The organism is Salinisphaera sp. G21_0 (assembly GCF_017744115.1).
Taxonomy (GTDB): Bacteria; Pseudomonadota; Gammaproteobacteria; order Pseudomonadales; family Endozoicomonadaceae; genus Endozoicomonas.
Genome location: NZ_JAGHQW010000022.1, coordinates 1 through 19061, shown reverse-complemented (window position 1 = coordinate 19061; position 19061 = coordinate 1). Strand labels below are relative to the sequence as shown.

16 protein-coding genes are annotated in these 19061 nt (G+C 50.3%); 4 read left to right on the top strand and 12 right to left on the bottom strand.

The window, feature by feature from the left end; all coding sequences use genetic code 11:
* Positions 1-6: 6 nt before the first annotated feature.
* The gene (locus J7439_RS11800) at positions 7-549 is read left to right on the top strand and encodes a hypothetical protein (protein ID WP_209201999.1); all 543 of its coding nucleotides are present in this window, start codon (positions 7-9) and stop codon (positions 547-549) included.
* Between the two features lie 100 nt (positions 550-649).
* Here J7439_RS11800 and J7439_RS11795 read toward each other — a convergent pair whose 3' ends face one another.
* The 4 genes from J7439_RS11795 to J7439_RS11780 form a co-directional block, all read right to left on the bottom strand.
* Positions 650-2443 carry a hypothetical protein gene (locus J7439_RS11795; RefSeq protein ID WP_209201998.1) on the bottom strand — a complete coding sequence of 598 codons (1794 nt, stop codon included), beginning with the start codon at positions 2441-2443 and terminating at the stop codon, positions 650-652.
* 189 nt (positions 2444-2632) lie between these two features.
* On the bottom strand, positions 2633-3778 hold the full coding sequence (locus tag J7439_RS11790) for a hypothetical protein (protein WP_209201997.1): 1146 nt from the start codon (positions 3776-3778) through the stop codon (positions 2633-2635).
* Positions 3779-4219: 441 nt separating this feature from the next.
* Positions 4220-5998, bottom strand: coding sequence for an acyl-CoA dehydrogenase C-terminal domain-containing protein (locus J7439_RS11785; RefSeq protein ID WP_209201996.1), 1779 nt, complete (start codon positions 5996-5998; stop codon positions 4220-4222).
* Between the two features lie 327 nt (positions 5999-6325).
* Entirely contained in the window at positions 6326-7258 is a 933-nt protein-coding gene (locus J7439_RS11780; RefSeq protein ID WP_209201995.1) for a DUF3943 domain-containing protein, read from the bottom strand.
* Between the two features lie 354 nt (positions 7259-7612).
* Here J7439_RS11780 and J7439_RS11775 point away from each other — a divergent pair, with 354 nt between their 5' ends.
* Positions 7613-7870, top strand: a complete 258-nt coding sequence (locus tag J7439_RS11775) for a hypothetical protein (RefSeq protein ID WP_209201994.1) — start codon at positions 7613-7615, stop codon at positions 7868-7870.
* 91 nt (positions 7871-7961) lie between these two features.
* Here the strand turns inward: J7439_RS11775 and J7439_RS11770 are convergent, their stop codons facing one another.
* The 6 genes from J7439_RS11770 to bioB form a co-directional block, all read right to left on the bottom strand.
* On the bottom strand, positions 7962-9752 hold the full coding sequence (locus J7439_RS11770) for an acyl-CoA dehydrogenase C-terminal domain-containing protein (RefSeq protein WP_209201993.1): 1791 nt from the start codon (positions 9750-9752) through the stop codon (positions 7962-7964).
* A 137-nt stretch (positions 9753-9889) separates the two neighbouring features.
* On the bottom strand, positions 9890-10570 hold the full coding sequence (bioD, locus tag J7439_RS11765; RefSeq protein ID WP_209201992.1) for a dethiobiotin synthase: 681 nt from the start codon (positions 10568-10570) through the stop codon (positions 9890-9892).
* Between the two features lie 17 nt (positions 10571-10587).
* Positions 10588-11499, bottom strand: a complete 912-nt coding sequence (bioC, locus tag J7439_RS11760) for a malonyl-ACP O-methyltransferase BioC (RefSeq protein WP_209201991.1) — start codon at positions 11497-11499, stop codon at positions 10588-10590.
* Positions 11496-12272 carry an alpha/beta fold hydrolase gene (locus J7439_RS11755; RefSeq protein ID WP_209201990.1) on the bottom strand — a complete coding sequence of 259 codons (777 nt, stop codon included), beginning with the start codon at positions 12270-12272 and terminating at the stop codon, positions 11496-11498. Before J7439_RS11755 ends, bioC begins: the two co-directional genes overlap by 4 nt.
* Positions 12272-13495 carry an 8-amino-7-oxononanoate synthase gene (bioF, locus tag J7439_RS11750; RefSeq protein ID WP_209201989.1) on the bottom strand — a complete coding sequence of 408 codons (1224 nt, stop codon included), beginning with the start codon at positions 13493-13495 and terminating at the stop codon, positions 12272-12274. Before bioF ends, J7439_RS11755 begins: the two co-directional genes overlap by 1 nt.
* Entirely contained in the window at positions 13492-14628 is a 1137-nt protein-coding gene (bioB, locus tag J7439_RS11745) for a biotin synthase BioB (RefSeq protein ID WP_209201988.1), read from the bottom strand. Before bioB ends, bioF begins: the two co-directional genes overlap by 4 nt.
* A 337-nt stretch (positions 14629-14965) precedes the next feature.
* Between bioB and J7439_RS27105 the strand changes: the two genes are divergently transcribed.
* Positions 14966-15538, top strand: coding sequence for a ComF family protein (locus J7439_RS27105; RefSeq protein ID WP_209201987.1), 573 nt, complete (start codon positions 14966-14968; stop codon positions 15536-15538).
* 159 nt (positions 15539-15697) lie between these two features.
* On the top strand, positions 15698-16696 hold the full coding sequence (locus J7439_RS11735) for a serine/threonine protein kinase (RefSeq protein WP_209201986.1): 999 nt from the start codon (positions 15698-15700) through the stop codon (positions 16694-16696).
* 66 nt (positions 16697-16762) lie between these two features.
* Here J7439_RS11735 and dnaB read toward each other — a convergent pair whose 3' ends face one another.
* Together dnaB and J7439_RS11725 are read right to left on the bottom strand one after the other, a co-directional pair.
* Positions 16763-18163 (bottom strand): replicative DNA helicase, encoded by a 1401-nt coding sequence (dnaB, locus tag J7439_RS11730; protein WP_209201985.1) that lies wholly within the window; start codon positions 18161-18163, stop codon positions 16763-16765.
* 307 nt (positions 18164-18470) lie between these two features.
* Entirely contained in the window at positions 18471-18857 is a 387-nt protein-coding gene (locus tag J7439_RS11725; protein WP_209201984.1) for a hypothetical protein, read from the bottom strand.
* Positions 18858-19061: the final 204 nt, after the last annotated feature.

Below are 19061 nucleotides of genomic sequence, written 5' to 3'. Positions count from 1 at the left end.
GAAGATATGAAGAAATACGCCTTTCTTTTACTGCTGTTGATCTTTTCAGCACTGATCAACGCGAGCAGTAATAAGCCGACGTCAACAGCTATTTACTCCGATAAGCATGGCCTGAAAATGATCGTCACAGAGGAGTCGGATTCATTTGCCAGACAGATGACGGCAAACACGCCCGGCAAGGGTCGTAAACAGGCCCTGCAGAACTATATCAACAGCCTGCTAAAGGCTCACGCCGTCTATAGCCAGGACGAAAGCCAAGAGAAACCCACGCTGGTCTATCAAATTCAAGCCAACCAGGAAGGAACCATTGTTGCTACCCGCAGTGAGCAGAGCAGATACGGAGTACAGATAGGTAACAGAAGCTTACCGGTATACGGCATTCACTATGATCTTGAATCCGATTGCTCATGGCAGGAGCAGCTTTGCTGGGTATTTTATCCTTCTTCCCATCAGCAAAAAGAACGATGGTTGGAAATTGCTTATGCTCCCCATGTCATTGGGGAGTTAACTGAAGGTGTCAGTTTGCTAATACGAAATCTTCAGAAGTAATCATTGAGCCTGTAAATAAATTCTGTAGCATCCATTGTTCAATCTCTGCTGACCAACAAAGTCCTTCGCGAGATTCGGGGCAGTTTATAAAATATCCGGGTTAAGGAGCAACAAGCTTCATGGGTTGGTAATATCGAAAGTCCAGGGCTCTATCCCGATAGGTATACAATTCTTTCATCAGCTCCCTGCCACACAAAATTTGTGCCCCCATCGCCATACTGTCATAGGGCACTCCGGATTCAGTGACCGCAGCCACGTGGCAGGTATGGCATATTTGGCCACCCTTCCAGAGTTGGATGGACACCTTGCTGAAATAACCATGTTGCCGAATATCAATTTTGTCCGGTTGCTTTTGCCTGAGTTGGTTCATCACCTGCTCTAACGTTCTGCGTGCGTTTGCTCTGTTGCCAGTAGTATCGAAAAAATGCAAATTGGCAGTCTTGGCCCCCCCTTTTGATAAATCAACCATAAACCTGATTGCCTTTCTGGCATGAGGGCTTGTGAACGCTCGCTGCCCGAGCAGCATTTCAACAATTATGTGCCAGTCAGAATAGCTTTTATCGTAGTTTGAGTAATAGAACTCTCCTGAAGCTTCCAGAGCAACAACGTGCAAAAATTTTCCCAGCTCCTTGTTGCGGTCCTCTTTGGTTAACCCTTTTTCAGTTTCACCCGGCGCTTCGTCAGACTCTACGGCCCGGCAATCGTCTTCGTCATTATAACCGCTGGCAGCTGCCACTGACGTGTTGGCAGGCTGCCCATTGTCAGTGCCATCCATTTTGGCAAGTAATGAGACAAACTCTTGCGAACAGTAGCCGAGGGACTGACCGGAATACCTTAATAAAGTGATAAACCCCTCCAGCTCTTCCAAACCCCATTTCTGTGGTGGTAATGGCGAAATCAGGTGATGATAGGCAGCCATAAATTCGGAAGAAAAGCGAAGATTAAGGACGGCCTCAAAAAGCATGTGATGCCAATAATTTTCAGCATCCGGCCCCGGGCTTATTGCCATTGTGTCCATCATTGCTGAATCGATCATTTCCAGGGCCTCCAGATGCAACCTGCTGTCTGCCACTGACATTCTTACCGATCGATCAATCATTACTGAGAGTCTTTCCAGATAACTCTGCGTTACAGCTGGCTTGTGTTTTCCCTGACGTTCAACAATCATTCTGGCAATGCGGGCAAACTCTTCCAGCTCTGACAGCACGGCAGCACTCTGATTTCTCACCTGGTGTTCGGAGCTGACATTTTTGCGGAGCTGGTCAGTCAGGTTTTTTTTAAAACCTTGATCCAACTCACCAGACACAATGGTTGGACCAACATTATGCAACAACGCCTGCATTGGCGGTGTGAATTGAGAAAAAAGCTGTTTGATTTTGCCAGTAAGCTGTTCATAACAGTGATCCGCTTCGCCGCTACTGCGGTTAAAACAGGTTTTCAGTTGTTTCACCAGCTCTGTTTTTTGTTGTTCAACATAAGATAAAAAGCTGGAGGCTATCCTTTTTTTCAGGTCATCCATGGTTTTCAATTCTGCAGTGAAGAAATCGCATTCATTGATAAGTTTATATAATTCGCCTATTTCCTTGAGAGACTCTTCAGTTGGGAGGCCATCTAATAATGGTTTGATCTTTTCCAGGTAGATGAAAAACTCGGGAGAGGCTTTCTTCCCCGTTTCCACACAACCTCTGATACCATCTCTGACAATGGCAAGGTTATACTCTGATACGCTTCGCTGTAATGGCTCAGTGCCGGGTGGCGCATAACTGGCTGGTAAACCGGGAGAATCAGAATGGGCCCTGACATCACGCCCCTCTCTGAACCCGGATGTTTCAGCACGCTCAGACGATACTGTTCGTTGATAGCCTCGCGCAGCAGCACTGCCAAGCAAATCCACAGGATTATCCTCACTATTTAGGGAGCACGTTTATGAAATATCCGGACTAAGAGGCTGTCCGAGAATTCCATTAGATAAAATAGACGGGAATAAGTTCAATCAGCCCGGTAGTATCCGTTGTATCAAACGCTTTGTGGATATCTCTAAATTATGATCAGCAATTATGAATGACCCTGTTGATCAAATAGCCTAATTAGCACATAAGCCTTTCCAAAGACCATTAATGGGATCGTAGCCGCAGTCATTTCCCTGAATGTCTTTCTTTAATATTTCAAATTTAACTATGGGATCAAAATCAAGTGCCTTAACGTAATCATAATGTTCTTCTAAATTGGTAAACCAACGCAGTTGACCTCGCTCCGGATACTTGCTTCCTCTTCCCTGGGCAAAATACCATTGCTGAGAACCGGCACCGGGCAGACAGTGTTCCAGTGTCAGTTTCCCCGCTGACCAGCTTAAGCAGAACTGCTCCCCGGCCTGTTTATTAAACAGTTTTTTGGACACCAGGTCATAGCGCCAGACCTGATGACTGACAGATTGGCAGGCAGTTACCTGAACCTTTGCCCCACCAAAACAATCGTACTGTCCAACACTGTCCATATGACATTGTGTGACCGCAAGACAATGATTGTTGCTGAAATCACCAAGGTGCAACTCTTCTGTCAGCTTTGTTGGCGTTGCCTGCCATGGCCAATGGCCCGACCAGTGCCAGGACTGAACTTCCTGTTGTTTCAGTGCCTCTTCACCCACTTCAAATCCTGCACACTCAACCCTGCCGGTAAAAGGACTCAGATAGCATTGATCATCTCCCGTTTCAGAGTCAGTAAAGTGGAACGAGACCGGTGAAGTATCCGTATGACTTTGCAAGAGTGTTACAAACGCAAGAGGGTCAAAATAATCAGCCCGGCTGTAAAGATGATCCTGTTGATTGAAAAACCATAGCTGTTGCAAACTTGCTGGTTGGCAAACGTCCATGGCCAGATGTTTCGACAGCCGGGTCAAACACAGATCAGCACTTCGTTCCAATGAGTGAATTCGTTTCTTTTGGAAGTCAAACTTCCACCTCTGTTCAGGTTGTTTTTCATCACAGACCCCGAACGTTATCCTGTTGCTATTAGCACAGTCATCCGTCAGTCTGCTTTCTTCAGAGCTGCAGCCTTCCTGCTCATCCATTACAACCAGACACTGGCCTGTATCTTTTTGTTTTAACAGAAAGTTACTGGCATAAACCGGAGGTTTAACATCATCCATTCCATAGGCATTATTGCCGGGGGTCATGATCAATAGATAGATACATATCGGGTATAAAGACCTGTAGGCTGAGCTGAGAGTCATGTGTATCCCCAAACTTTATTTCAATAAAGATTACGCGAACCATTAGGGCCTGTTGACGTTTCGTTGCGTGCTCAGTGGCTCAGAAAGGCGTCATATGCGCGAAAGACTTGTGCAGCGCGTAGTTATTCTACGCCAAGCAAGTCTGACAAAGCAGATGGCACCTTTCTGAGCCACCCTTCGGGCGTATCAGGGCACCCCTATGTCTTCGTTGCGGCATTTTGAAAGGCAACCAGCCTTCCTGCAATGCCGCGCCTCGTCATAGGAGCGCCCTGATACGCTGAGCACGCAACGAAACGTCAACAGGCCCTAATAACCCATGCAACAGAACATCTGGATTTCTCTATTTTTATTGGCCGTAATCCTGAAAAATAAAGACCCAAAAACCAGAAAACCCCGCAAAGCGAGGTTTTCTGGTTTCAGCTGGAATGATCTTGCTTGCTATTAGAATTGACCAGGAGATAAGGCAAATAGTTCCTCAGTTCCCGAAAGAGCAGCGGCCGCTGAACTTTCAAAGCGCGGCAGTAAACGCTTGAAATAATACCGGGCAGTCAGCTGCTTGGCTTCCAGCCAGGATTGGTCCTCACTGCCTTCAGCAAGCTGGCTCGCTGCTGTTTTCGCCATTAATGACCACATCCAGCCATAGGCAACGTAGGCAAAAGCATTCAGGTAATCAACACAGGCAGAATTAATGACATTGGGGTCATTTTTCGACTGCGCCAGAAGTTTGCGCGTCAGCTCCTCAAGCTTATCAACGGCAGTCAGCAGCTCTTTAGCAAATTCATCATTAGCGTCCACTGAGCCCCGAACTTCACTCAGGAATGTTTCCAGGTAGGCTCCACCACTCAGGGCAATTTTACGTCCGAGCAGATCCAGCGCCTGAATACCGTTGGTTCCTTCGTAAATCTGGGTAATACGCACATCCCTGACCAGTTGTTCCTGGCCCCACTCACGAATAAAGCCATGACCACCAAACACCTGCTGACCGGCAACACAGCTTTCCAGCCCAACATCGGTTAAAAAGGCTTTCACAACGGGAGTCAACAACGCTACCAGGGCAGAAGCCTTCTCTTTTTCATGGTCATCCTGACTGAACTTGGCAATATCCAGTTGTTTGGCCACATAGGTGGAGAAAGCCCGGCCGCCTTCATTCATGGCTTTCATAGTCAATAGCATTCGCCGGATATCCCCATGGACCATTAATGGGTCCGCCGCTTTATCTTTTTGCACAGCGCCACTGGCGGAACGTCCCTGGATGCGATCCTGAGCATATTCGAGGGCGTTCTGGTAGGACATCTCACTGCTGCCAAGCCCCTGAATCCCCACAAACAGGCGCTCGTAGTTCATCATGGTAAACATGGCATTCAGGCCTTTATTCAGTTCTCCCACCAGATAGCCTTTGGCCCCATCAAAATTCATAACACAGGTGGCGGAGCCGTTAATGCCCATTTTGTGTTCAATGGAACCACAGGCAAGGGCATTTCTTTCACCCAGAGACCCGTCGTCATTCACCAATACCTTAGGTACCAGAAACAATGAGATGCCTTTAGGCCCGGGAGGTGCATCGGGAAGCTTGGCCAGCACAAGGTGGATAATATTCTCAGTGAGATCGTGCTCCCCACCGGTAATAAAGATTTTGGTACCGGTGATGGCGTAGCTGCCATCGCCATTGTCTTCCGCTTTGGTACGGATGATGCCAAGATCCGTGCCAGCATGGGGTTCCGTCAGACACATGGTTCCCGCCCACTCACCGGAATACATTTGCGGCAGGTACGCTTCTTTTAACGCGTCGGAAGCATGGGCATCAATCGCCAGACAGGCACCAGCCCCCAGGCTGGGGTAGAGAGTGAATGCCAGGCTGGCACTGCAGACCATTTCATCAAATTGGGCAGCAAGTACCTTGGGCATTCCCATACCACCATAAACGGGATTACCACCCAGCCCGCTCCAACCACCTTCAGCGAACAGTTTGTAGGCCTCTTTATAACCTTCCGGCGTAGTTACCTGACCGCTATCCCATTGACACCCTTCTTCGTCTCCCGGGCGGTTCAAAGGGGCAATGGTGCGAGAAGCCAGTTTGGCGGCTTCTTCCAGAATCGCATCTGCAGTTTCCTGATCCACCGTTTCACTGACAGAAGGCCACTGAGCCCACTGCTCAGCTACGTTGAATACGTCGTACATTACGAAGCGCATGTCGCGAAGGGGGGCTTTGTACTCGGCCATTACTCTCCACTCCTGGAATTTTCTTCTTACTATTGGAATACAGCCATTATGCCATTGAGTTATACGCAGAAAGACACAAAGTGGCTCATAGCTGTTTTACCGGCAACCTGTCAGGTTTGAGCGTCCATGATGGTGTTGGTAATAAAAATGTCTGCTTCTGAAGAGCATAGCGGGGTTACTTGACGAAAAAGCGAGAGTACCATTTATCGCAACCACACCAGGACAGCTTTCAGTCACACAGGCTGTTGAGTTCCGCGGTGCCATGTTACCTGAAGAGTCCCTGTTTTTCAGCAAAAGACTGTGCTTCTTTGTGTTCCCTTGTCGTATTTAGAAATTAAAGAAAACCTCCACGCCGATGTAGCGATGATCAACGCCGAGTGACGTTTTCCGGTAAGGGGAAAAACTGACAGCCGGTGGCATAACGCTTAACCGAATGGACAAATTTTGTATTGTCCCCTCACCACGATCACCGCCGACCCACTCACTGATTTTGCCAACCGGGTCCAGCAGAAACAGTGCGGTAGAGCCTAACGTTCTGGAGCCCATTACCTCACTGTCATTGTCCAGAATTTTCTGTTTTTTCTGATAAGCCCATTCCCCATACAACCACCCGCCGAGAGGAGTCACAATGATATCTTGAATGGACGGCGGCTCACACATCGCCTCAATGCCGTATTCATACAGGAAAGTGGACATCAAAAATGAATAAACAAACGAGTTCCACTGGTTATAGCCCGATGACCGGGCCATAACGTAGTACACACCACCAAAATAAGGGTGCCCGATATAATTGATGTACCATTTATCGGTGTCCCATACAGGCCCTGACCTGACATTGCTCCACCACTTTTTGATGGGCCTGATTTCCGATTTATCCCAATTGGAAACACTTTCTGGTAACAGAGCGATCACTCCCAAAACCCCCAGCGCCAAGCCAAACGTCACTTTTGTTTGGTACCATAGTCTGGCCTGATTCTCTGCCGGTTTTTTATCGAATAGCGTGATGTCCCAACTTTGGCCTTTATCTTTCAAGAACCAGCGCCAGTCATCAGAAGGCAATGGCGATTGCTGCACAAATGGTGGTGGATGTTGGCTAAATACTTCTGCCTGATGGGTCAGATCATGATGCACAGCAGCCAGTGAAGGCCCTTGAGCAGGGTTGAAATCATCAGAAAAAACAGGCGGCGATAATCCCGATAACAAAAAAAAGAAGGCAAGAAGAATTAACAGGTTTTTTATCGTTTGGGTATTCTTCTTCATGATGCGACATCAACACAGCGTAATTGCTGAATTCAGCTCCAAGGTCTTATAAAAGCAAACTCAGTTTTATAGACCATATTTTTATGGCTGGCAAAACAGTCAATGCGGCTAAAGACTGAGTTCAAACGCACCAAAAAAGTGAAACAAGCAAGAAACATCCTTTTTCACTGAGATCTTCATGAACATCCATCATAAATAAGTGCCAATTGCCGATAAAGTAAGCTAACTTAATTTAACCGTCTTCTTTTTGTTTGATTATTTTATCGGATCAAACCGTGTTGATTCGATTGCTCGTTTCCGGAAGATAAGCTGTCCTGCAGTTCCGATATTGTTGACCAGATACTCAGGCGTCTTATGCGATATCTTCTAGTCTTGATCACTGCAATCCTGCAGATTTTTTTTTCCACCCTGTTTAACCAGTTAGCCAGCAAATTGCTCAGACCTCGTGGTCGAATCATCTCCAGAAAAGAGCGCATCAAGCGCAGCTGGGTCAGAACGATCTGGTTGGTAGCAGGCACTCTCATGCTATTTAATCCGGCACTCCCGGTGATTATGATTATTGCCTTACCCACTACTTTTCTGAGCTTTATGATTCTTGATGAAATGCAGTAATAACCTGCAAAAAAAAGGCTACCAACCGGTAGCCTCTCTATTTATTGCTTTACTTATGGCTGATTCGCTTTCAGCCCGTCAGACCAGCGAATTAAACGTCGCCAAAATCATCCTCTTCCATGGCCATCAGGTTGTCGGCACCGGACTCAATGCACGCCTTGTGCATCTGAGCTCTTGGTAACAGGCGCTGGAAGTAGAACTGTGCAGTCTGGATTTTAGCCTTATAGAACCCTTCTTCAGTGGTACCATTCGCCAGAGCTTCTTTTGCCGTAAGTGCCATCCGGGCCCAGAAGTACGCAAGGCAGGCATAACCGGAGTACATCAGGTAGTCAACCGAGGCTGCGCCAACTTCTTCCTTGTTCTGCATAGCCTTCATACCAATCTGCATGGTCAGGTCGCCCCACTCCTTATTCAGGGCAGTCAACGGCTTGATAAACTCCTGGAGTTCTTCATTGTCTGCCTGAGCCTGACAGAACTTATGAACCATCTTGGTGAATGGCTTCATGGTAGCACCCTGAGTCATCAGGACTTTACGACCCAGCAGGTCCAGCGCCTGAATACCCGTGGTTCCCTCGTAGAGCATGGAGATACGGCAGTCACGAACGTTCTGCTCCATCCCCCACTCACTGATAAAGCCATGACCACCGTAACATTGCAGGCCGTGGTTAGCGGCTTCAAATCCTGTCTCGGTCATGAACGCCTTAACAATAGGCGTCAGGAAACTCATTTCCAGATCTGCCTGCTTCCGGACTTCTTCATCGGGACTCTTCACCAGGTCGGCCATTTGTGCCACGTAGTAAACCAGTGCCCGATTACCTTCCGTCAATGCCTTGATGGTCAACAGCATACGGCGAACATCCGGGTGAACAATGATCGGGTCGGCAGGACCATCAGGGTTCTTCGGACCGGTGAGAGAACGCATCTGCAGGCGGTCACGGGCATATCGAACAGCACCCTGATAAGCGATTTCTGCATGGGCAAGCCCCTGAATACCCGTACCCAGACGAGCAGAGTTCATAAAGGTAAACATGTGGTGCAAACCTTTATTCTGTTCACCGATCAAATAACCCGTGGCATCGTCAAAGTTCATCACACAGGTGGCGTTACCATGAATACCCATCTTGTGCTCGATGGAACCACAGCTGACACCGTTGCTTTCACCCGGAGCATCCGGGCGATGACGGGGAACAATAAACAGGGAGATACCTTTGGTGCCTTCAGGCGCGTCCGGCAGACGGGCAATAACGATATGAACAATATTCTCTGCCATATCGTGCTCCCCGGCAGAGATAAAGATTTTGGTACCGGTAATACGATAAGTGCCGTCTTCCTGTGGTACAGCTTTGGTTTTCAGCATACCCAGATCAGTACCGCAGTGAGGTTCCGTCAGACACATCGTACCTGTCCACTCACCGGAAATCAGGCGGGTAAGGTAGGTTTCTTTCTGCTCATAGGTACCATGAGCTTCCAGAGTATTCATTGCGCCATGGCTCAGCCCGGGATACATCCCCCAGGACCAGTTGGATTCCCCCATCAATTCACTGAGCACCAGGCCCAGGGAAGCAGGGAGCCCCTGACCACCATGCTCGGCATCACTGGACAGTGAAGGCCAGCCACCTTCAACAAACTGTTGATAGGCTTCTTTGAATCCGGTTGGGGTTTTAACGCCTTCTGGTGTCCAGGTACAACCTTCCTCATCACCGACACGATTCAGCGGTGAAAGTACCTGTTCACAGAATTTGGCACCTTCCTCCAGGATAGCGTCTACCATATCCGGAGTGGCATCCTGGCCTTGAGGGAGGTTTGCGTAATGTTCTTCATAGCCAAGAACTTCATTGCGGACGAAGCGGATATCTCGCAGGGGGGCTTTATATTCTGGCATGATGCATCCTCGATATTCTTTTACTTATGGATAAAGATGAGTGTAGCACAATTCAAACAACTGTTTGAAACTTACGTTTAGATAGAATAAATGTCAATACATGCCAGCAAAAGTTATTACGGGTGAATTCAAGTAAATCAAGCCAATGGTGAAATATCCAGATACCCGGCGACCTGACTGGCACTGGTCTCCTCAAGAAAAGGCACCACACCAAGACAGGGTGCTGGAATCAGGCTTTTCAGGGTCTCCAGATTTTCATCATAACGGCTCATATCAGGATCCACCTGATTCGCCACCCAGCCTGCCAGCCTGACACCATCACGGAGAATAGCTTCAACCGTGAGCAAGGCATGGCTGATACAGCCCAGCTTTATGCCAACCACCAGAATGGCAGGAGTATTCAACGCTTTTGCCAGTCCGCTGACCATCTCCCGTGAGTTCAGAGGGACCCGCCAGCCACCAGCGCCTTCGATAAGAGCCAGATCATTTTTTTGCATCAAGGCACCGCGGCTGTAACCCACAAGTCGATCCAGGGTCATACGTACACCGGCTTCCTGTGCCGCAATATGGGGGGCAATGGCAGGTGCCAGAGCCAGGGGGTTTACCTGTTCGTAAGGTAGAACAAGCGTCATGGCTTCCATCAATGCCAGTGCATCGTCATTTCTCAGGCCGTTTTCAGTGTGCTGACATCCTGCAGACACCGGTTTTAAGGCCAGCGTCGTTAACCCTTTTAAGCGAGCCGCCTCAAGCAGCCCACAGCTGACGACAGTTTTGCCGACATCCGTATCTGTACCGGTGACAAAATAAGTTTTTCCCATTTTCTCCTGCTCTTTTTCTATTGTTCACAAACTGGCTTCTGCAAGACGCCGTAGATAACCTGATAGGTCAAAGGCAACCCTTCAGGCTGTCGCATTTTTTCATAAGCCTGTTGTAACGCTTCAAGCTTCCGTCGGGTCACCAGGCCACCCTTATCCGCCAATACGGTGTTTACCCCCAGAGCCTTCAAACTGCGCAACAGGGAGATCACGTCCGAATAGAACAGTGTTTCAGGCTTCAGTGAGAAAGCCAGGCGAACCAGATCACTGGCGTTCAAAGACTGTTTTTGAGTGTCAACACTGTCAAAGCGGTTAACCCGATTCTTTTCTCCCGCCAGACACCATGCACTATCCAGCTCTTTCAGGCTGCCTTCAGCCAGGGTAGAAAAGACAAAATTCCCACCGGGCTTCAGCACTCTGCTCACCTCGCCAAGCACCTGCTCAAAGTTGCACCATTGAATAGCCAGGCTGGAATAGATCAGATCGACAGCGCTGGACTGCAATGGCATGGATTCAATATCACCAGAGCACCAGTCAACCCGGGGATGGCTGGTATTGTGCCGGGCAAATTGCAGCATCCCCATGGCCAGGTCCATACCGATAACCACGGCATTGTCATATCGTTCAGCCAGTGTCAGTGTGTGCAAACCGGTTCCGGTACCCAGGTCAAGAATACGGTGGGAGTGTAACGCTTTTGAGCCTGACTGCTCTAAGCTGAGCTGGGCCGGTAATCCCTGCATCGTCCGGGCAGCGACCCGCTTCTGTAATATGGCCGCCCGATCATAACTGTCAGCAGCCCGGCTGAAGTTTTCAGCAATACGCTGCTTTACCCGAGTATTTGCCCGGTCTGTTGAAACGTTGCTGGCAGAGGAGGCAGGCCGAAGATCTGCCATGCCACCGGCAACCTCATTATGGACAGGGATCGAACTCATGTTGCAACACAACCCTCCCCGCTGGACAGCCGCCGCACCTCACTGATAACCGGCCCGGAATCATCCATAAAGAAACAATGCCCGCCATCAAGCACCTGAACCCGATGCTTCGGAAACTGCTGCTCAATGGCATCAGCTGCCCCTACCGGAACAAGGGCATCGTCTTTACCAAACAGATGGGTCACCGGGCAGCGAATATCACCAAACGCGGAGCGAAGATCACTCTTGCCCAGCATGCCCAGCAGGCTTAGCAGGGTGCTGTCTTCGGCCTGATGATCAAGGTCAGCATCAGACAGTAATGCCTGCAAGGATGTTGACAGTTCTTTACGCCGTGGACTGCCGGCGCTGCACAGCAGAACAAACTGCTGCAGCGTCTTTTCACGGGACCGGGACATGCCTTGATAAAAACGGGCAAACAGCGTCGGATCCATTGCCGGTTGCCAGCTGTCATTCTGCACAAAACAGGCATTCGCCCCCAGGTTAACGACAGCGGCCACATTATCCGGATACCGGCTGGCATACAGCGTTGCCAGCATTCCGCCAAACGACCATCCCACCAGCACGGCAGGCTTCTCAAACAGCTGGTGATCCAGATAAGTCAGCAATGAGTTCCAGTCATGGCTTGTTTTGTACGCTTGTGACTCACGAACCAGGCCTGGCAACTCGACAATGGAAACCCTGCGATGGTCGGCATCCAGGGCCTCCGCCAGTGACGCCATGGCACCGGCTGGCATGGCCCAGCCACTGATTAAAACGATCGGGTAGTTACTCATCAGGACAACACTCCTGTCATCGATAAAGATGCGGTGGCAGGTTGATCAGAAACGTCTGCAACACCTGTCGACTGTGCAGCCATTGTAAGGGCATCCAACAGACGATCAACATGATGCAACTTATGGGATGCACTGAAGGTAATACGTAACCGGGAAGATCCTTCAGGCACCGTCGGAGGACGGATTGCCGTGACCAGTATCCCCTGCTCAGACAACCGGCGGCTTATGGTCACCGCCCGTCTTGCACAACCAACCAGCAACGGTTGTATCGGTGTTGGTGACGGCATCAGAGGCAACCCCAGCTGCTCACAACCGGACCTGAAATATTGAATCAGTGTCTGCAAATGTTCCCTGCGCCACTGTTGTTCCCGTAACAGGTTCAGGCTGGTCAGGGTCGCCGACGCCACAGCCGGTGGCATGGACGTGGTATAGATATAAGTCCGCGCAAATTGAATAAGTGTCTCAATCAAAGCGTTACTGCCAGCCACAAACGCACCATAAGTTCCAAATGCTTTGCCTAACGTCCCCACCAGCACAGGCAAATGTTTCTGGCCCAATCCATAGGCTTCGGCAACACCACCGCCAGTGGCTCCCAGGAAACCAAAACCGTGGGCATCGTCCACCATCAGCCAGGCCTGGTGCTGCTCAGCAAGATCCGACAGCGCCTTTACCTGCGCAACATCGCCATCCATGCTGAACACTCCATCCGTTACGATCAACTTGCGTCGGGCACGGGTTTTCTGAAGTCGGTTAGTGAGGTTATCCACATCATTATGCAGGTAACGCTGGAAGCGGGCACCAGATAATCGTCCGGCATCCAGTAATGAGGCATGATTCAGGCGATCCTGAAACACCGCATCCTGCTTACCCAGCAAGGCACTTATCACACCCAGGTTGGCCATATAGCCATTGGCAAACAGCAGCACACGCTCTCTGCCGGTAAATTCCGCGAGTGCTTCTTCCAGCTGATGATGTGCCCGACTGTGCCCCACCACCAGATGGGAAGCACCGCCACCCAGCCCATAATGATCCGTTGCCTGTTGAAAGCATGCTATTACATCGGGATGGTTCGCCAGCCCGAGGTAATCATTGCTGCAGAAGGCAAGACAGTGCTGGCCATTGATAATGACTTCCGGACCCTGGGGCGAGTCCAGGGTTTGACGACGGCGATAGAGGCCCGCTGCATGGCGGGCCTCAAGATCCTGTTCCAGATTGAAGCTCATCGGCCATGACCAGCCATATTTCGATCAGACTGGCTGGCCATTGCGTCGTAGTAATGATCATTGCTTTTTTCAGCGTCGTACATCGCTTTGATCGGACATTGTTTATCAGGCTCAGGCGCTACCGGCTTACCCCAATCATGCCCTTTATTAATGCCAAGCTTGGCAAACAGCTGCCGGTCCTTATTCGCCTCAGGGTTCGCGGTGGTCAGCAGTTTATCGCCAAGGAAAATTGAGTTGGCCCCCGCAAGAAAGGCCAGCGCCTGAAGCTCATCACTCATCTGCTCACGCCCGGCCGACAGACGGACGTTGGACGCTGGCATCATAATTTTGGCCACGGCAATGGTACGGATAAAATCAATACCATCCACCGCCTCAGCGTCTGCCAGTGGCGTGCCAGCGACTTTCACCAGCATATTGATGGGCACACTCTCCGGATGCTTCGGCATATTAGCCAGCTGAACCAGCATCCCGGCACGATCGCGCTCGTTTTCACCCAGGCCCACAATTCCACCACTGCAGACATTCATCCCCGCCTCCCGGACAAACGCCAGAGTGTTCAGCCGGTCAGCATAAGTTCGGGTGGTAATGATGTTGCCATAAAATTCTGGTGAGGTATCCAGATTGTGGTTGTAGTAATCCAGTCCTGCACCGGCCAGCTCCGTGGCCTGATCCTCACTCAGCATACCCAGGGTCATACAGGACTCAAGACCCAGTGCTTTCACCCCCTTAATCATTTCAATAATGTAAGGCATGTCCCTGGCGGGAGGATTTTTCCAGGCCGCGCCCATGCAGAAGCGGGTAGCACCGGAAGCCTTGGCGCTTCTGGCTTCCTCCAGCACCTTCTGCACCTCCATCAATTTTTCTTTTTCCAGACCGGTATTGTAGTGACCACTCTGGGGGCAATACTTGCAATCCTCCGGACAGGCACCCGTCTTGATCGACAACAATGTGCTAACTTGCACCTGGTTTGGATCAAAATGTGCTCTGTGAGCCAGTTGGGCCTGAAAGATCAGATCATTGAAGGGCTTTTGGAACAGCGTTTCTACTTCTGACACCGTCCAGTCATGACGAACGACACTGTGGCCAAAAGAGCTTGAGAAACTTTCTGCTGGAGCTGAACTGGTATTGGACATGACATCCTCTGGGGGAGGGAACACCGATCACGGAAGGGAAGAAAACCCTTGTTAACGGAGACCTGAGATTTATTCATTGTTTGAGTTAACAACCATGAAAATGAAATTACCAATCAGTAGAACGACATTTTCACAATAAAGATGCAAAAGATGATAACGGAATTACTGCCACCGTCAATCTATGAAACTCTTTAAGGTTTACAACTGGTCTAATTTTAAACAACAAGTACAGATCAAATGCATTCTTTGCCGGGGCCATACCACACTTGCCCAACCGCTTTGCCAGTTATGCCTGGCAACATGCCCGGTCCCACTGTGTTTTTGCTCCTGCTGCGGCGTGCCCATTCAAGACAGCGACACGGGAATCTGTGGCCAGTGCCTGAAGCAACCACCCTTATTTGACCACTGTCTTTCACCATTTCTGTACCAGTTTCCCGTCAACCGGATATTACAAATGGTGAAATACCAGTCCAGACTGGAACTGATAAAACCAATGGCTGCATCACTGGCTGAATGGTTGATGGACTATTACCTTGATGATCAGTGGCCAGAAATCATGTTGCCGGTACCACTGCACCGCAAACGGTTGCGGGAAAGAGGTTATGACCAGACGCTGTTGTTGACCAAAGCCCTGAAGAAACTGCTCAGTTTCAGAGATCTGAACATTGAACAGCAGTTGATCAAAAGAACCATCCACTCTGTGCCACAGCAAAGCCTGGATGCCACCGCCCGACAAAAAAACATTCGCAACGCGTTCACTTTAAACGGCAAACCGCCGTGGCACCACGTTGCCTTAGTGGACGATGTGGTAACCACCGGTGCCACCGTCAATGAAATCACCCGACTGTTGAAAAAAAGTGGTGTCAAACGCGTGGATATATGGAGTGTTGCCAGAACACCGGAGACCTGATGATTATTGGAGCTACTCCCGGACAGCCTTCGGGTACTGCATTTCAGGGCAATTATCCACATTAACTGCAAATCAGAATTCCACCCGACGTCAGTGGCCAGTCTTTACTATTGGTTATAGAATCCCCTCCACAGAACTCAGACTCCTACGGAGGCCAGCATGAACACGCCTACTCAACATCCATACGACCAGCTGACGCCTGACCGGGCACTGGACGCCGTTGAGAGCGCAGGATTTCTGAGCGATGCCCGCATTATGGCCCTGAACAGCTATGAAAACCGGGTTTACCAGGTCGGCATTGAGGAAGGTGAACCCCTGATTGCAAAATTCTACCGCCCCGAACGCTGGTCAAAAGATCAGATTCAGGAGGAACATCAGTTCACCCTGGATCTCAAGGCGATGGAGTTACCGGTGGTCGCCCCGATGGCTGACGAAAAAGGCAATACGCTGCATGAGTTTGCAGGCTTTCTGTTTGCCCTGTTTCCCCGTCAGGGCGGCCATGCACCGGAACTGGATAATCTGGATAACCTGCTGACCCTTGGTCGTACCCTGGGACGCATGCACAAACTGGGATCAGCCATTGACTTCCAACACCGCCCGGCGATCAGCTTGCAGCGATACGGCATTGATAATGTTGAGTATCTGCTGGAAAACGACTTTATTCCTGCTGCTCTCCTGGAAGCTTACCAGACCCTGACCCGGGACCTGCTCCATCGCCTGGAACTAATGACGCAACAGCATACGTGGCAATCCATTCGTGTCCACGGTGATTGCCACAGCGGCAACATTCTCTGGCGGAACGAGGCCCCACACTTTGTTGACTTTGACGATACCTGTATGGCTCCGGCGATTCAGGATCTCTGGATGTTGTTATCCGGAGATCGCCAAGAGCAGACCCTGCAAATGGCCGAGATTCTGGAAGGTTACACAGAGTTTATGGATTTCAGCCCTTCAGAGCTAAACCTGGTGGAATATTTCCGTACCCTGCGACTGATCAATTACAGCGGCTGGCTGGCAAAGCGCTGGGATGATCCCGCCTTTCCCATGGCATTCACCTGGTTTAATACCGAACGGTACTGGGCAGAGCATATTCTTGAATTGCGGGAACAACTGGCAGCCCTGGACGAGCCACCACTGTCCGTCTTTGGACAGGTTTAGGTCTATCACACCACCAGGGAGGCTGTTTTCTTCCTTCGTGGTCTTTGTGCCTTTGTGGTTAAAACATCAGTCCTCTTCAAACCGGTAAGCATCCGGTGCCAGGTTCTCAAAGCGGGTAAACTGGCCAATAAACGCCAGTCGGCAGGTACCGATGGGGCCATTACGCTGCTTACCGATAATAATTTCAGCAACTCCCTTGTACTCGGTATCCGGGTTATACACCTCGTCCCGGTAGATAAACATGATCACGTCGGCATCCTGCTCGATGGCACCGGATTCGCGCAGGTCGGAGTTGACCGGGCGCTTATTGGGTCGCTGCTCAAGAGAGCGGTTCAACTGCGACAAGGCAATAACAGGGACATTGAACTCCTTGGCAATGGCTTTCAACGATCGGGAGATTTCCGAAATCTCGTTGGTTCGCCCCTCACCAAAACCGGGAATCTGCATCAACTGCAGGTAGTCAATCATGATCAGGCCCAGGTCACCATGTTCCCGCACCACCCGGCGAACCCGTGAGCGCATTTCCGAGGGGCTGATACCGGCCGTATCGTCAATAAACAACTTCTTGTCTTTAATGCGCTCAACCGCCGACAACAGTTTTGGCCAGTCTTCTTCTTCCAGCTGACCACTTCTTACCTTGGACTGGTTGATCCTGCCCAGAGAAGAAAGCATACGCATCATCAACTGCTCACTGGGCATCTCCAGGCTGAATACCATAACGCCCTTCTCACTGTTCAGCAGGGCGTTTTCCACCAGATTCATGGCAAACGTCGTCTTACCCATGGAGGGACGGGCAGCCACAATAACCATATCGGAAGGCTGCAGACCGGAGGTCATTTCATCCAGATCTTTAAAGCCGGTGGTGGTACCGGTAATGGCGTTACCGGCATTAAACATCTCATCAATTTTCTTGACGGTGTTTTCAAGAATCTCCCGCACCCCCATCGGGCCACCGGTGTTCGGGCGCTCTTCGGCAATATTGAAGACCAGCCGCTCGGCTTCATCGAGAATCGCCTGACTGTCTTTTCCTTCCGGATTATAGGCACTGTCCGCAATCTTCTGGCCGGTATTGATCAACTTGCGCAGTACGGAACGCTCAAAGATAATCTCCGCGTAGGCGCGAATATTCGCCACACTGGGCACACTGCCCGCCAGCTCCGCCAGATAAACCAGCCCGCCCACCTCATCCAGCTCACCCCGGTTTTCCAGAATCTCGGCAACCGTCAGAGGGTCAAAAGGCTTGCTCTCATTGCTCAGTGTACTGATGGATGCATAGATACGCCGGTGCCCCGGATTATAGAAGTCATCCGACGTCAGCTTATCCACCACCCGGTCCAGGGCCTGATTATCCAGCATCAGCCCCCCGAGCACGGACTGCTCCGCTTCTATGGAGTGAGGTGGTGTTTTAATGGCAATCGTGGCTTCATCGATGGGAAGCTCCAGCTCACGGGGACGTACATCCAACATAGTGACGATCTGAGAAAAAAGATTAAATGATGATACGAATTCAGGAGGTAAAAATACAGCGACAATATCTTTTATGATCCTGTTCAAGCCATTGACTTAATTATCAGGTCTGTCAAACAAGGCTGCTGTATTTGCTGATTCAGCGGGCAGGCCGACTTCAGCGTCATTATAGGGATGTTGCAGGCAATCCACTGAACAATGACCAGCCAGATCAGCGTTTAACACCTTGCTTTTATCTTCTTACGCCTGACCCGCAACAAGTTCAGAAGAACCTCCTACAAGACCTGGCACTGATTTCTCAGCTCTGTCAGTCTTGTACCTGGCTCATTTCATGGGCTAGTTCCTGCGTAGAAACACTCTGCCTGTTCATTCGTTCTCTGATTCCCTGAATACCCTGTGATACCGAGTTGACCGCAGCGCTTGCCAACTCTCTACCACGAGTCAGTGGTTTCATCGCCAGCTTCTGACCACGCAATCCCTCCCGGTAACCGGTAATCCACTGATAGGTTGAATAGCCGACAATCCCCAATCCCAATCCGCCCGCCAGAAGGGAACCTGTGGTAATTCCTCCCAGCGTAGCGGATGTTGATGCTGTAGCGGCTGTTGACACTGTGGCGGCGGCTGCTGCAGCTGTTGGCTCTTTCGCGGCTGTTGACGCTGTAGTGGGTGTTGATGCTGTAGCGGCTGTTGACACACTTGGGTCTTCTTGGCAAAGAAGCTGATCATAGGAGATAGATCCAAAATTCTTTTTATTGCCATTGACAAAGCTGTTCACCGCCGTGGTGTTGGCAACCGTTCCGTAAACCTCCCCCCCCCCCCGATGCCGGCGTCTGCATCGTCACCCGAGGTTGTGACATGGCTGTTCACCGCCGTGGTGTTGGCAACCGTTCCGTAACCC